This window comes from Streptomyces sp. NPDC046860 (assembly GCF_040645115.1).
In the GTDB taxonomy this organism is placed as follows: Bacteria; Actinomycetota; Actinomycetes; order Streptomycetales; family Streptomycetaceae; genus Streptomyces.
This window is the reverse complement of the sequence record NZ_JBEYXQ010000010.1, coordinates 203,361-218,952: the sequence shown is the minus strand read 5'-3', so window position 1 is coordinate 218,952 and position 15,592 is coordinate 203,361. Positions and strand designations below refer to the sequence as shown.

Here is a 15,592-nt window from a genome sequence, read left to right as displayed (position 1 = left end):
CTGACCTGGGGTTTCCCGTCGTGAGCCTGAGAGAGGGACCGGTACGCGCGTAGTGAGTCCGAGCCCTCGGAAGGACCCCCTCTTGGCCGCCTCGCGCACTGCCTCGACCGCGAATACGAACAACGGCGCCAGCACCGCCCCGCTGCGCATCTCCTTTGCAAAGATCAAGGAGCCCCTCGAGGTTCCGAACCTTCTTGCGCTCCAGACCGAGAGCTTCGACTGGCTGCTCGGCAACGACGCCTGGAAGGCTCGCGTCGAGAAGGCTCTCGAGAACGGTCAGGACGTTCCCACCAAGTCCGGTCTGGAGGAGATCTTCGAGGAGATCTCCCCGATCGAGGACTTCTCCGGGTCGATGTCGCTGACCTTCCGCGACCACCGCTTCGAGCCGCCGAAGAACTCCATCGACGAGTGCAAGGACCGCGACTTCACGTACGCCGCGCCGCTCTTCGTCACCGCCGAGTTCACCAACAACGAGACCGGCGAGATCAAGTCCCAGACGGTCTTCATGGGCGACTTCCCGCTCATGACCAACAAGGGCACCTTCGTCATCAACGGCACCGAGCGTGTCGTGGTGTCGCAGCTCGTCCGCTCGCCGGGTGTCTACTTCGACTCCTCCATCGACAAGACGTCCGACAAGGACATCTTCTCCGCCAAGATCATCCCGTCCCGGGGTGCCTGGCTGGAGATGGAGATCGACAAGCGCGACATGGTCGGTGTCCGCATCGACCGCAAGCGCAAGCAGTCGGTCACCGTTCTGCTCAAGGCGCTCGGCTGGACCACCGAGCAGATCCTCGAGGAGTTCGGCGAGTACGAGTCCATGCGCGCCACCCTGGAGAAGGACCACACCCAGGGCCAGGACGACGCGCTGCTCGACATCTACCGCAAGCTGCGTCCGGGCGAGCCGCCCACGCGTGAGGCCGCGCAGACGCTGCTGGAGAACCTGTACTTCAACCCGAAGCGCTACGACCTCGCCAAGGTCGGCCGTTACAAGGTCAACAAGAAGCTCGGTGCCGACGCCCCGCTCAACGCGGGTGTGCTGACCACCGAGGACGTCATCTCGACGATCAAGTACCTGGTCAAGCTGCACGCCGGTGAGACCGAGACCGTCGGTGACAGCGGCCAGTCGATCGTCGTCGAGACCGACGACATCGACCACTTCGGCAACCGTCGTCTGCGCAGCGTCGGCGAGCTGATCCAGAACCAGGTCCGTACGGGTCTCGCCCGTATGGAGCGTGTCGTGCGCGAGCGCATGACCACCCAGGACGTCGAGGCGATCACGCCGCAGACCCTGATCAACATCCGGCCGGTCGTCGCCTCCATCAAGGAGTTCTTCGGCACCAGCCAGCTGTCGCAGTTCATGGACCAGAACAACCCGCTGTCGGGTCTCACCCACAAGCGCCGTCTGTCGGCTCTTGGTCCGGGTGGTCTCTCCCGTGAGCGGGCCGGCTTCGAGGTCCGCGACGTGCACCCCTCGCACTACGGCCGCATGTGCCCGATCGAGACGCCCGAAGGCCCGAACATCGGTCTGATCGGCTCGCTCGCCTCCTACGGCCGGGTCAACGCGTTCGGTTTCGTCGAGACCCCGTACCGCAAGGTCGTCGACGGCCAGGTCACCGACGAGGTGGACTACCTGACCGCCGACGAGGAGGACCGCTTCGTCATCGCGCAGGCCAACGCCACGCTCAACGACGACATGCGGTTCGAGGAGGCCCGCGTCCTGGTCCGCCGTCGTGGCGGCGAGGTCGACTACGTCCCCGGTGACGACGTCGACTACATGGACGTCTCCCCGCGCCAGATGGTGTCCGTCGCCACCGCGATGATCCCGTTCCTGGAGCACGACGACGCCAACCGTGCCCTCATGGGCGCGAACATGATGCGCCAGGCCGTGCCGCTCATCAAGAGCGAGGCCCCGCTCGTCGGCACCGGCATGGAGTACCGCTCCGCCGTCGACGCCGGCGACGTGGTCAAGGCCGAGAAGGCGGGTGTGGTCCAGGAGGTCTCCGCGGACTACGTCACCACCGCCAACGACGACGGCACGTACATCACGTACCGCCTGCACAAGTTCTCGCGCTCCAACCAGGGCACCTCGGTCAACCAGAAGGTCATCGTCAACGAGGGCGACCGGATCATCGAGGGCCAGGTCCTGGCCGACGGTCCGGCCACCGAGAACGGCGAGATGGCCCTGGGCAAGAACCTGCTCGTGGCGTTCATGCCGTGGGAGGGTCACAACTACGAGGACGCGATCATCCTGTCGCAGCGCCTCGTGCAGGACGACGTCCTCTCCTCGATCCACATCGAGGAGCACGAGGTCGACGCCCGTGACACCAAGCTCGGCCCCGAGGAGATCACCCGGGACATCCCGAACGTCTCCGAGGAGGTCCTCGCCGACCTCGACGAGCGCGGCATCATCCGCATCGGCGCCGAGGTCACCGCGGGCGACATCCTCGTCGGCAAGGTCACGCCCAAGGGTGAGACCGAGCTGACGCCGGAGGAGCGTCTGCTCCGCGCGATCTTCGGTGAGAAGGCCCGCGAGGTCCGCGACACCTCCCTGAAGGTGCCGCACGGCGAGACCGGCAAGATCATCGGTGTCCGCGTCTTCGACCGCGAGGAGGGCGACGAGCTGCCCCCGGGCGTGAACCAGCTGGTCCGCGTCTACGTCGCCCAGAAGCGCAAGATCACCGACGGTGACAAGCTCGCCGGCCGTCACGGCAACAAGGGTGTCATCTCCAAGATCCTGCCGATCGAGGACATGCCGTTCCTGGAGGACGGCACCCCGGTCGACATCATCCTGAACCCGCTGGGTGTCCCGTCCCGAATGAACCCGGGACAGGTCCTGGAGATCCACCTCGGCTGGCTCGCCAGCCGCGGCTGGGACGTCTCCGGCCTCGCGGAGGACTGGGCCGAGCGCCTGCAGGTCATCGGCGCCGACCAGGTCGACCCCGGCACCAACGTCGCCACCCCGGTGTTCGACGGCGCGCGCGAGGACGAGCTGGCGGGTCTGCTGCAGCACACCATCCCGAACCGCGACGGTGAGCGGATGGTGCAGCCGACCGGCAAGGCCCGGCTGTTCGACGGCCGCTCCGGTGAGCCGTTCCCGGACCCGATCTCCATCGGGTACATGTACATCCTCAAGCTCCACCACCTGGTCGACGACAAGCTGCACGCCCGTTCGACCGGTCCGTACTCGATGATCACCCAGCAGCCGCTGGGTGGTAAGGCCCAGTTCGGTGGCCAGCGCTTCGGTGAGATGGAGGTGTGGGCGCTGGAGGCTTATGGCGCCGCGTACGCCCTCCAGGAGCTGCTGACCATCAAGTCCGACGACGTGACCGGCCGCGTGAAGGTCTACGAGGCCATCGTCAAGGGCGAGAACATCCCCGAGCCCGGCATCCCCGAGTCCTTCAAGGTGCTCATCAAGGAGATGCAGTCGCTCTGCCTCAACGTGGAGGTGCTGTCCTCGGACGGCATGTCCATCGAGATGCGCGACACCGACGAGGACGTCTTCCGCGCTGCGGAGGAGCTCGGCATCGACCTGTCCCGGCGCGAGCCGAGCAGCGTCGAAGAGGTCTGACGGGAGTCCGGCGGGGTCCTCTCACCGAGGACCCCGCCGACCCCCAGGCCCCCGTTTCAGACCACAGACTTACGACACTGAGAGGGATTGACGCATAGTGCTCGACGTCAACTTCTTCGACGAGCTCCGGATCGGCCTGGCCACCGCGGACGACATCCGCCAGTGGAGCCACGGCGAGGTCAAGAAGCCCGAGACGATCAACTACCGCACCCTCAAGCCCGAGAAGGACGGACTCTTCTGCGAGAAGATCTTCGGTCCGACCCGGGACTGGGAGTGCTACTGCGGCAAGTACAAGCGCGTCCGCTTCAAGGGCATCATCTGTGAGCGCTGTGGCGTCGAGGTCACGCGCGCCAAGGTGCGCCGTGAGCGGATGGGCCACATCGAGCTCGCCGCCCCCGTCACCCACATCTGGTACTTCAAGGGCGTTCCGTCGCGGCTGGGCTACCTGCTCGACCTCGCCCCGAAGGACCTCGAGAAGGTCATCTACTTCGCGGCGTACATGATCACGTACGTCGACGAGGAGCGCCGTCAGCGCGACCTGCCGTCGCTGGAGGCCCACGTCTCCGTCGAGCGCCAGCAGATCGAGAACCGCCGCGACTCCGACCTGGAGGCCCGCGCCAAGAAGCTCGAGACCGACCTGGCCGAGCTCGAGGCCGAGGGTGCCAAGGCCGACGTGCGCCGCAAGGTGCGCGAGGGCGCCGAGCGCGAGATGAAGCAGCTCCGTGACCGCGCGCAGCGCGAGATCGACCGCCTCGACGAGGTGTGGAACCGCTTCAAGAACCTCAAGGTCCAGGACCTCGAGGGCGACGAGCTGCTCTACCGCGAGCTGCGTGACCGCTTCGGCACGTACTTCGACGGTTCGATGGGTGCCGCGGCGCTGCAGAAGCGCCTGGAGTCCTTCGACCTGGAGGAGGAGGCCGAGCGCCTCCGCGAGATCATCCGCACCGGCAAGGGCCAGAAGAAGACCCGTGCGCTCAAGCGCCTCAAGGTCGTCTCCGCGTTCCTGCAGACCAGCAACAGCCCCAAGGGCATGGTGCTCGACTGCGTGCCGGTCATCCCGCCGGACCTGCGTCCGATGGTGCAGCTGGACGGTGGCCGCTTCGCGACCTCCGACCTGAACGACCTGTACCGCCGTGTCATCAACCGCAACAACCGCCTGAAGCGGCTTCTCGACCTCGGCGCGCCCGAGATCATCGTGAACAACGAGAAGCGCATGCTCCAGGAGGCCGTGGACGCCCTCTTCGACAACGGTCGTCGCGGTCGCCCGGTCACCGGTCCCGGCAACCGCCCGCTGAAGTCCCTGAGCGACATGCTCAAGGGCAAGCAGGGTCGTTTCCGTCAGAACCTGCTCGGCAAGCGAGTCGACTACTCGGCGCGTTCCGTCATCGTCGTCGGCCCGCAGCTGAAGCTGCACCAGTGCGGTCTGCCCAAGGCCATGGCGCTGGAGCTCTTCAAGCCGTTCGTGATGAAGCGCCTGGTCGACCTGAACCACGCGCAGAACATCAAGAGCGCCAAGCGCATGGTGGAGCGCGGCCGCACGGTCGTGTACGACGTCCTCGAAGAGGTCATCGCCGAGCACCCGGTTCTGCTGAACCGTGCTCCCACCCTGCACCGCCTCGGCATCCAGGCCTTCGAGCCGCAGCTGGTCGAGGGCAAGGCCATCCAGATCCACCCGCTCGTCTGCACCGCGTTCAACGCGGACTTCGACGGTGACCAGATGGCCGTGCACCTGCCGCTCTCCGCGGAGGCGCAGGCCGAGGCCCGCATCCTGATGCTGTCCTCGAACAACATCCTCAAGCCCGCCGACGGCCGTCCGGTGACGATGCCGACCCAGGACATGGTCCTCGGTCTGTTCTTCCTCACCACCGACGGTGAACTCCGTGACACCAAGGGCGAGGGCCGCGCGTTCGGCTCCACGGCCGAGGCGACCATGGCGTTCGACGCCGGCGAGCTGGCCCTGCAGTCGCCGATCGACATCCGCTTCCCGGTGGGCACCATCCCGCCGCGTGGCTGGACGCCGCCGGCGCGCGAGGAGGGCGAGCCCGAGTGGCAGCAGGGGGACTCGTTCCGCCTGCGCACCACCCTGGGCCGCGCGCTCTTCAACGAGCTGCTGCCCGAGGACTACCCGTTCGTCGACTACTCGGTGGGCAAGAAGCAGCTCTCCGAGATCGTCAACGACCTGGCCGAGCGCTACCCCAAGGTCATCGTGGCGGCGACGCTCGACAACCTGAAGGCGGCGGGCTTCTACTGGGCGACCCGTTCCGGTGTCACCGTGGCCATCTCCGACGTCGTCGTTCCCGAGGCGAAGAAGGAGATCGTCAAGGGCTACGAGGCGCAGGACGAGAAGGTCCAGAAGCAGTACGAGCGCGGTCTGATCACCAAGGAAGAGCGCACTCAGGAGCTCATCGCGATCTGGACCAAGGCGACCAACGAGGTCGCCGAGGCGATGAACGCGAACTTCCCCAAGACGAACCCCATCTTCATGATGGTTGACTCGGGTGCCCGAGGAAACATGATGCAGATGCGGCAGATCGCCGGTATGCGTGGTCTGGTGTCGAACGCCAAGAACGAGACCATCCCGCGTCCGATCAAGGCGTCCTTCCGTGAGGGCCTGTCCGTGCTGGAGTACTTCATCTCCACGCACGGTGCCCGTAAGGGTCTGGCGGACACCGCCCTGCGTACCGCCGACTCGGGTTACCTCACCCGTCGTCTGGTGGACGTCTCGCAGGACGTCATCATCCGCGAGGAGGACTGCGGCACCGAGCGCGGCCTCAAGCTGTCGATCGCCGAGCGCGGCGCCGACGGTGTGCTGCGCAAGGCGGACAACGTCGAGACGTCCGTGTACGCGCGCTGCCTCGCCGAGGACATCGTCGTCGACGGCAAGGTGCTGGCCCCGGCCGGCACCGACCTGGGCGACGTGCTCATCGACGAGCTGGTCAAGTACGGCGTCGAGGAGGTCAAGACCCGCTCGGTCCTGACCTGCGAGTCCGCCGTCGGCACCTGCGCGATGTGCTACGGCCGTTCGCTGGCCACCGGCAAGCTGGTCGACATCGGTGAGGCGGTCGGCATCATCGCCGCCCAGTCCATCGGTGAGCCCGGTACCCAGCTGACGATGCGTACCTTCCACACCGGTGGTGTGGCCGGTGACGACATCACCCAGGGTCTGCCCCGTGTGGTCGAGCTCTTCGAGGCCCGTACCCCGAAGGGTGTCGCCCCGATCTCCGAGGCCTCCGGCCGCGTGCGGATCGAGGAGACCGAGAAGACCAAGAAGCTCGTGGTCACCCCGGACGACGGCAGCGACGAGACGGCGTTCCCGATCTCCAAGCGCGCCAAGGTCCTGGTCCGCGAGGGCGAGCACGTCGAGGTGGGCCAGCAGCTCACCGTGGGTGCCACCAACCCGCACGACGTGCTGCGCATCCTGGGTCAGCGTGCCGTCCAGGTCCACCTGGTCGGCGAGGTCCAGAAGGTCTACAACTCGCAGGGTGTGTCGATCCACGACAAGCACATCGAGATCATCATCCGGCAGATGCTCCGCCGCGTGACGATCATCGAGTCCGGCGACGCCGAGCTGCTGCCCGGCGAGCTGGTCGAGCGCTCGAAGTTCGAGACCGAGAACCGTCGTGTGGTCCAGGAGAACGGGCACCCGGCCTCCGGCCGCCCGCAGCTCATGGGTATCACCAAGGCGTCGCTGGCGACCGAGTCGTGGCTGTCCGCGGCCTCCTTCCAGGAGACGACCAGGGTCCTGACGGACGCGGCGATCAACGCCAAGTCCGACTCCCTGATCGGCCTCAAGGAGAACGTCATCATCGGTAAGCTCATCCCGGCCGGTACGGGTCTGTCCCGCTACCGCAACATCCGGGTCGAGCCGACCGAGGAGGCCAAGGCCGCGATGTACTCGGCCGTCGGCTACGACGACATCGACTACTCGCCGTTCGGCGCGGGCTCCGGCCAGGCCGTTCCGCTGGAGGACTACGACTACGGTCCGTACAACCAGTAGGCGAGCAGCCGAAAGGCTCTTGAACCGAAGGGCGGCATCCCCCCGGGCATGCCGCCCTTCGGCGTTTTCCGCCCGCCCGGCGGACATTTGGGCGCATCATGGAAGAACCCCGGTCGGGGGTTCGGGAGGTGCTCCGTGTCGCATCCGTCGTGGCAGCCGTCGTGGCCGGACAACAACGACCCGGCGGCGTCCGGTACTCCACCGGCGCCGTCGCACCCGCAGGGATGGCCCCTGGCGCCCTTCCCCGGCCCGTTCCGGCCCGCGATGCCCCCGCCCTGGCCCGGGGTGCCCCAGGGGCAGGCCGGCGCCGCCTCGTTCATGCTGGCCTCGCACGCCGACCGGGAGCGGGCCGTGGACGTGCTGCGCGCCGGGTTCGCCGAAGGGCGGCTGGAGAAGGACGAGTTCGACCGGCGGGTGGGCCGGGTGTTCGCGGCCCGTTCGGTCGGTGAGTTGGCGCTGGTGGTGGCCGACCTGCCGCAGGGGCCGGCGCCGCATCCGGCGCCCGTGACGCCCGTGCCGCAGGTGTTCTGGCCCACACCGCGGCCGGCGGCCAACGGCAAGGCGGTGGGGTCCGCGGTGTGCGGGCTGCTGTGTCTGCTGACGGCCGGGCTCACCGGTATCCCGGCGGTGGTGCTGGGGCACACCGCGCGCGCGGAGATCCGCCGCACCGGCGAGGACGGCGACGGACTGGCCCTGACCGGCCTCGTTCTGGGCTGGCTGTCCGTCGGAGGCTGGGCGCTGCTGTGGCTGCTGCTGATCGCGGTGGGCGTGCTGGACCGATGACGGGGGCGTGGCCGGGTGTGTGCGCTACGTGAAATCGAAGATCGTTGACGGCGTTGGGACTTGACATGCCCTGTCCCTCACGGGTGGCCGCCTCGCATTTGTTTTGACCGAAGTCCGTGCGGTAGGTACGCTCAGACCTTGTGCCTGGGGTGTGCCCTGGCTCCCGTGTGTGCTTCTCACCGCACGGCGAGTCGTCAGCGGCCACCGAAATCCGCGCCCTTCCCTTTGCGGCGGGAGTCCGCGGGTTCGACACACCCGACCGCGTGGGTCGGTGACGTTCCAGGTTAGCTTCACCATTCGGCACACAGAAACCGGAGAAGTAGTGCCTACGATCCAGCAGCTGGTCCGGAAGGGCCGGCAGGACAAGGTCGAGAAGAACAAGACGCCCGCACTCGAGGGTTCGCCCCAGCGTCGCGGCGTCTGCACGCGTGTGTTCACGACCACCCCGAAGAAGCCGAACTCGGCCCTGCGTAAGGTCGCGCGTGTGCGTCTGACCAGCGGCATCGAGGTCACGGCCTACATTCCGGGTGAGGGACACAACCTGCAGGAGCACTCCATCGTGCTCGTGCGCGGCGGCCGTGTGAAGGACCTGCCGGGTGTTCGCTACAAGATCATCCGCGGTTCGCTCGACACCCAGGGTGTCAAGAACCGCAAGCAGGCCCGCAGCCGCTACGGCGCCAAGAAGGAGAAGTAAGAATGCCTCGTAAGGGCCCCGCCCCGAAGCGCCCGGTCATCATCGACCCGGTCTACGGTTCTCCTCTGGTGACCTCCCTCATCAACAAGGTGCTGCTGAACGGCAAGCGCTCCACCGCCGAGCGCATCGTCTACGGCGCCATGGAGGGTCTGCGTGAGAAGACGGGCAACGACCCGATCATCACGCTGAAGCGCGCGCTCGAGAACATCAAGCCGACCCTCGAGGTCAAGTCCCGCCGCGTCGGCGGTGCGACGTACCAGGTGCCGATCGAGGTCAAGCCCGGTCGCGCCAACACGCTCGCGCTGCGCTGGCTCGTCGGTTACTCCCGCGCCCGTCGCGAGAAGACGATGACCGAGCGTCTGCTCAACGAGCTTCTCGACGCTTCGAACGGCCTCGGTGCGGCCGTCAAGAAGCGCGAGGACACGCACAAGATGGCCGAGTCCAACAAGGCCTTCGCGCACTACCGCTGGTAGTCGCTACCCACATCGAGACCGAGAGAAGACTGAAGCCTTATGGCTACCACTTCACTTGACCTGGCCAAGGTCCGCAACATCGGGATCATGGCCCACATCGACGCGGGCAAGACGACCACCACCGAGCGGATCCTGTTCTACACCGGTGTGTCGTACAAGATCGGTGAGGTCCACGACGGCGCCGCCACGATGGACTGGATGGAGCAGGAGCAGGAGCGTGGCATCACGATCACGTCTGCTGCGACGACCTGCCACTGGCCTCTCGAGGGCAGTGACTACACCATCAACATCATCGACACCCCGGGTCACGTCGACTTCACCGTCGAGGTGGAGCGTTCGCTCCGCGTGCTCGACGGTGCCGTGACGGTGTTCGACGGTGTCGCCGGTGTCGAGCCGCAGTCCGAGACGGTGTGGCGTCAGGCCGACCGTTACGGCGTGCCCCGCATCTGCTTCGTCAACAAGCTGGACCGTACCGGCGCCGAGTTCCACCGCTGCGTGGACATGATCAAGGACCGCCTCGGCGCGGTCCCGATCGTCATGCAGCTCCCGATCGGTGCCGAGATGGACTTCCAGGGCGTTGTGGACCTCGTCCGCATGAAGGCGCTCGTGTGGTCCGCCGAGGCCGCCAAGGGCGAGATGTACGACACCGTCGACATCCCGGCCTCGCACCTCGAGGCTGCCGAGGAGTACCGCGGCAAGCTGGTCGAGACCGTCGCGGAGCACGACGACGAGATCATGGAGCTCTTCCTGGAGGGCCAGGAGCCCACCGAGGAGCAGCTCTACGCGGCGATCCGCCGGATCACGATCGCGTCCGGCAAGTCCGAGGGCGTCACGGTCACCCCGGTGTTCTGTGGCACCGCGTTCAAGAACAAGGGCGTCCAGCCCCTGCTCGACGCGGTCGTGCGCTACCTGCCGACCCCGCTCGACGTCGAGGCCATCGAGGGCCACGACGTCAAGGACGCCGAGCTCGTCGTCAAGCGCAAGCCGTCGGACGAGGAGCCCCTCTCCGCGCTCGCGTTCAAGATCATGAGCGACCCGCACCTCGGCAAGCTCACCTTCGTCCGGGTCTACTCGGGCCGCCTGGAGTCCGGCACCTCGGTGCTGAACTCCGTCAAGGGCAAGAAGGAGCGCATCGGCAAGATCTACCGCATGCACGCCAACAAGCGTGAGGAGATCGAGTCGGTGGGCGCCGGCGACATCGTCGCCGTCATGGGCCTGAAGCAGACCACCACCGGTGAGACGCTGTCCGACGACAAGAACCCGGTGATCCTGGAGTCCATGGACTTCCCGGCGCCGGTCATCCAGGTCGCCATCGAGCCCAAGTCCAAGGGTGACCAGGAGAAGCTGGGTGTCGCCATCCAGCGTCTCGCGGAGGAGGACCCCTCCTTCCAGGTCCACTCGGACGAGGAGACCGGCCAGACCATCATCGGCGGTATGGGCGAGCTGCACCTCGAGGTGCTGGTCGACCGCATGCGCCGTGAGTTCAAGGTCGAGGCGAACGTCGGCAAGCCGCAGGTGGCTTACCGCGAGACGATCCGCAAGGCCGTCGAGCGGCTCGACTACACCCACAAGAAGCAGACCGGTGGTACCGGTCAGTTCGCCAAGGTGCAGATCGCGATCGAGCCGATCGAGGGTGGCGACACCTCGTACGAGTTCGTGAACAAGGTCACCGGTGGCCGCATCCCGAAGGAGTACATCCCTTCGGTGGACGCGGGTGCGCAGGAGGCCATGCAGTTCGGCATCCTGGCCGGCTACGAGATGACGGGCGTCCGCGTCATTCTTCTCGACGGTGGCTACCACGAGGTCGACTCCTCCGAGCTCGCCTTCAAGATCGCCGGCTCGCAGGCCTTCAAGGAGGCCGCGCGCAAGGCTTCGCCCGTGCTCCTCGAGCCGATGATGGCCGTCGAGGTCACCACGCCCGAGGACTACATGGGTGAGGTCATCGGCGACATCAACTCCCGCCGTGGCCAGATCCAGGCCATGGAGGAGCGGGCCGGTGCCCGCGTCGTGAAGGGCCTCGTGCCCCTCTCGGAGATGTTCGGCTACGTCGGAGACCTCCGCAGCAAGACCTCGGGTCGCGCAAGCTACTCGATGCAGTTCGACTCCTACGCCGAGGTTCCCCGGAACGTCGCCGAGGAGATCATCGCGAAGGCCAAGGGCGAGTAACGCACCCCGTTTACACGCTTTAGGCTTGACACCGACCGCCGGGGTCGGACCAGACGGAAAGATCCCGGCGGACGGCATCCCAGCAAAGATCACCTGGCGCCGATGAGTAAGGCGTACCAGAACCACTCCACAGGAGGACCCAGTGGCGAAGGCGAAGTTCGAGCGGACTAAGCCGCACGTCAACATCGGCACCATCGGTCACATCGACCACGGTAAGACGACCCTCACGGCCGCCATTACCAAGGTGCTGCACGACGCGTACCCGGACCTGAACGAGGCCTCGGCCTTCGACCAGATCGACAAGGCTCCCGAGGAGCGCCAGCGCGGTATCACGATCTCGATCGCGCACGTCGAGTACCAGACCGAGACGCGGCACTACGCCCACGTCGACTGCCCCGGTCACGCGGACTACATCAAGAACATGATCACCGGTGCCGCGCAGATGGACGGCGCCATCCTCGTGGTCGCCGCCACCGACGGCCCGATGCCGCAGACCAAGGAGCACGTGCTCCTGGCCCGCCAGGTCGGCGTTCCGTACATCGTCGTCGCCCTGAACAAGGCCGACATGGTGGACGACGAGGAGATCCTGGAGCTCGTCGAGCTCGAGGTCCGTGAGCTCCTCTCCGAGTACGAGTTCCCGGGCGACGACCTGCCGGTCGTCAAGGTCTCGGCGCTCAAGGCGCTCGAGGGCGACAAGGAGTGGGGCAACACCGTCCTCGAGCTCATGAAGGCCGTGGACGAGAACATCCCGCAGCCCGAGCGCGACGTCGACAAGCCGTTCCTGATGCCGATCGAGGACGTCTTCACGATCACCGGTCGTGGCACCGTCGTCACCGGCCGCATCGAGCGTGGTGTCCTCAAGGTCAACGAGACCGTCGACATCGTCGGCATCAAGACCGAGAAGACCACCACCACGGTCACCGGCATCGAGATGTTCCGCAAGCTGCTCGACGAGGGCCAGGCCGGTGAGAACGTCGGTCTGCTGCTCCGCGGCATCAAGCGCGAGGACGTCGAGCGCGGCCAGGTCATCATCAAGCCCGGTTCGGTCACCCCGCACACCGAGTTCGAGGCCCAGGCCTACATCCTGTCCAAGGACGAGGGTGGCCGCCACACGCCGTTCTTCAACAACTACCGCCCGCAGTTCTACTTCCGTACCACGGACGTGACCGGCGTCGTGACCCTCCCCGAGGGCACCGAGATGGTCATGCCGGGCGACAACACTGAGATGACCGTTTCGCTCATCCAGCCCGTCGCCATGGAGGAGGGCCTGAAGTTCGCCATCCGTGAGGGTGGCCGCACCGTGGGCGCCGGCCAGGTCACCAAGATCGTCAAGTAAGTACCGCTTGCTTGAGGGTCCTTGAACGACCCGGAGAGGCCCGCACGACGCAAGTCGTGCGGGCCTCTTCGCTGTTCCTGTGACGTTGCCCTCAGGCGCCCGCCCGGGTGGGTTTGACCTGCGTCACTTTCGGGGTAATCTACTCGGCTCGATTGGCCAGAGGGGTACGCCATATGGCAGACTGTCGGAGTTGCTCGGTCGAGTGTTGATGCTGCGCGCCTCCCGCCGGGAGGACCGGAAGCGAGTCCCACAGTACTCGTCAACCCCCTGGGGTTGGACGTACGGGAATCTTCCGGGAAGCGTGGGCGCAGCACCGACCAGGCGCCCGGTGGGCCTTCCGCCCTCGGCCCGCGGTTCCGGCAGGGCCGTGTGCATTCCCTGAAGGGATGTTCCAGCGATGGGCATTCTCGTTAGCGGCAGTGCGACACGCCCGACCGCGTGGGTCGGAGAGAAGGCAGTGTGAAACTGCCGGGTTCCAGAGCGTGAGAGAAGACAGGACTACTGAGTAGCCATGGCGGGACAGAAGATCCGCATCCGGCTCAAGGCCTACGACCACGAGGTCATCGACTCCTCGGCGAAGAAGATCGTCGAGACGGTGACCCGCACTGGTGCGTCGGTCGCGGGCCCGGTGCCGCTGCCCACTGAGAAGAACGTGTACTGCGTCATCAAGTCGCCGCACAAGTACAAGGACTCGCGCGAGCACTTCGAGATGCGCACGCACAAGCGCCTGATCGACATCCTCGACCCGACGCCCAAGACCGTTGACTCCCTGATGCGACTCGACCTCCCGGCCGGTGTCGACATCGAGATCAAGCTCTAGGGATCGGTGATCTGAGAATGGCTAAGCAGATCAAGGGCATCCTGGGCGAGAAGCTCGGCATGACGCAGGTGTGGGACGAGAACAACCGTGTTGTTCCGGTCACCGTCGTCAAGGCCGGCCCGAACGTCGTCACCCAGGTCCGCACCAACGACGTCGACGGCTACGAGTCGGTCCAGATCGCCTTCGGCGAGATCGACCCGCGCAAGGTGAACAAGCCCCTCAAGGGCCACTTCGCCAAGGCCGACGTCACCCCGCGCCGCCACCTGGTGGAGCTCCGCACCTCCGACGCCAGCGACTACACGCTGGGCCAGGAGATCACTGCCGAGGTCTTCGAGTCGGGCGTCAAGGTCGACGTCACCGCGAAGAGCAAGGGCAAGGGCTTCGCGGGTGTCATGAAGCGCCACAACTTCAAGGGTGGCAAGGCGTCCCACGGTGCCCACCGTGTGCACCGCATGCCCGGTTCCATCGGTGGCTGTGCCACCCCCGGTCGTGTCTTCAAGGGCATGCGCATGGCGGGTCGCATGGGCAACGAGCGGGTGACCACCCAGAACCTGACCGTTCACGCCGTTGACGCGGAGAAGGGCCTGCTCCTCATCAAGGGCGCGGTTCCTGGTCCGAACGGCGGCCTCGTCCTGGTCCGCACCGCGGCCAAGGGGGCCTGAGGACTATGAGCACCATTGACATTCTGTCGCCGTCCGGCGACAACGCCGGGACCGTCGAGCTCCCGGCCGAGATCTTCGGCGTAGAGAAGATCAGCGTTCCGCTGCTTCACCAGGTCGTCGTCGCGCAGCTGGCCGCGGCCCGTCAGGGCACGCACAAGGTCAAGCGTCGTGGCGAGGTCCGCGGTGGTGGCCGCAAGCCTTACCGCCAGAAGGGCACCGGCCGCGCGCGCCAGGGTTCGACCCGTGCGCCGCAGTTCGCCGGCGGTGGCGTCGTCCACGGCCCCACGCCGCGTGACTACTCGCAGCGGACCCCCAAGAAGATGAAGGCCGCGGCCCTGCGCCACGCCCTCACCGACCGGGCCCGCAACGCTCGCATCCACGTCATCACCGGCGTGGTCGAGGGCGAGACCCCCTCCACCAAGGCCGCGAAGAGCTTCCTCGGCAAGGTCAGCGAGCGCAAGAACGTGCTCCTGGTCATCGAGCGCTCCGACGAGGCCGCGCTGCTTTCCGCGCGCAACCTGCCCCAGGTCCACATCCTGGAGCCGGGCCAGCTGAACACGTACGACGTTCTCGTCTCGGACGACGTGGTCTTCACCCAGGCCGCTTTCGAGTCCTTCGTGTCCGGCCCGAAGGCCAATGACACCGAAGGGAGCGAAGCCTGATGGCTACGCGCCACCCGAGCATCGCCTCGAAGGCCGCCAAGGCCGCCAAGGCCGCGCGCGTCGCCAAGGCGAAGCGTCACGCCACCGAGGGCAAGAACACCGTCGAGACCCCGCTGAGCAAGTCCTTCACGGACCCCCGTGACGTGCTGCTCAAGCCGGTCGTCTCGGAGAAGAGCTACGCGCTCCTCGACGAGGGCAAGTACACGTTCATCGTCGCCCCGAACGCCAACAAGACCCAGATCAAGCAGGCCGTCCAGGCGGTCTTCGACGTCAAGGTCACCGGGGTCAACACGATCAACCGCCAGGGCAAGCGCAAGCGCACGAAGACCGGCTTCGGTCAGCGTGCCGCCACCAAGCGCGCGATCGTGACCCTCGCCGAGGGCGACCGTATCGACATCTTCGGCGGTCCGACCGCCTGACGGCGGTCTGGA

The 15,592-nt window shown here is 66.6% G+C and carries 11 protein-coding genes; all 11 read left to right on the top strand.

Going from position 1 to position 15,592, the window contains the following annotated elements:
• Positions 1–82 precede the first annotated feature (82 nt).
• The 11 genes from rpoB to rplW all read left to right on the top strand — a co-directional run bounded on the left by rpoB (position 83) and on the right by rplW (position 15,580).
• A complete protein-coding gene (gene rpoB, locus ABZ898_RS17370) occupies positions 83–3,568 on the top strand; it encodes a DNA-directed RNA polymerase subunit beta (RefSeq protein WP_135783682.1) in 3,486 nt (1,161 codons plus the stop codon).
• A 97-nt stretch (positions 3,569–3,665) separates the two neighbouring features.
• Positions 3,666–7,565, top strand: coding sequence for a DNA-directed RNA polymerase subunit beta' (locus ABZ898_RS17365; protein WP_361658876.1), 3,900 nt, complete (start codon positions 3,666–3,668; stop codon positions 7,563–7,565).
• Between the two features lie 318 nt (positions 7,566–7,883).
• Complete coding sequence (locus tag ABZ898_RS17360) at positions 7,884–8,348, top strand: DUF1707 and DUF4190 domain-containing protein (RefSeq protein ID WP_361659005.1); 465 nt, start codon at positions 7,884–7,886, stop codon at positions 8,346–8,348.
• Positions 8,349–8,670: 322 nt separating this feature from the next.
• Complete coding sequence (gene rpsL / locus ABZ898_RS17355; protein WP_003948652.1) at positions 8,671–9,042, top strand: 30S ribosomal protein S12; 372 nt, start codon at positions 8,671–8,673, stop codon at positions 9,040–9,042.
• A 2-nt stretch (positions 9,043–9,044) separates the two neighbouring features.
• Positions 9,045–9,515: a 30S ribosomal protein S7 gene (gene rpsG / locus ABZ898_RS17350; protein WP_003992340.1), complete on the top strand. Its 471-nt coding sequence runs from the start codon at positions 9,045–9,047 to the stop codon at positions 9,513–9,515.
• A 39-nt stretch (positions 9,516–9,554) separates the two neighbouring features.
• Positions 9,555–11,681, top strand: a complete 2,127-nt coding sequence (fusA, locus tag ABZ898_RS17345; protein ID WP_361658873.1) for an elongation factor G — start codon at positions 9,555–9,557, stop codon at positions 11,679–11,681.
• A gap of 142 nt (positions 11,682–11,823) precedes the next feature.
• Entirely contained in the window at positions 11,824–13,017 is a 1,194-nt protein-coding gene (tuf, locus tag ABZ898_RS17340) for an elongation factor Tu (RefSeq protein ID WP_164187148.1), read from the top strand.
• 511 nt (positions 13,018–13,528) lie between these two features.
• Positions 13,529–13,837 (top strand): 30S ribosomal protein S10, encoded by a 309-nt coding sequence (gene rpsJ / locus ABZ898_RS17335; RefSeq protein WP_003948644.1) that lies wholly within the window; start codon positions 13,529–13,531, stop codon positions 13,835–13,837.
• A gap of 17 nt (positions 13,838–13,854) precedes the next feature.
• Positions 13,855–14,499, top strand: coding sequence for a 50S ribosomal protein L3 (rplC, locus tag ABZ898_RS17330; protein ID WP_030811658.1), 645 nt, complete (start codon positions 13,855–13,857; stop codon positions 14,497–14,499).
• Positions 14,500–14,504: 5 nt separating this feature from the next.
• Positions 14,505–15,161, top strand: a complete 657-nt coding sequence (rplD, locus tag ABZ898_RS17325; protein ID WP_361658870.1) for a 50S ribosomal protein L4 — start codon at positions 14,505–14,507, stop codon at positions 15,159–15,161.
• Positions 15,161–15,580, top strand: a complete 420-nt coding sequence (rplW, locus tag ABZ898_RS17320) for a 50S ribosomal protein L23 (protein WP_361658867.1) — start codon at positions 15,161–15,163, stop codon at positions 15,578–15,580. Before rplD ends, rplW begins: the two co-directional genes overlap by 1 nt.
• The last annotated feature ends 12 nt before the right edge of the window (positions 15,581–15,592 follow it).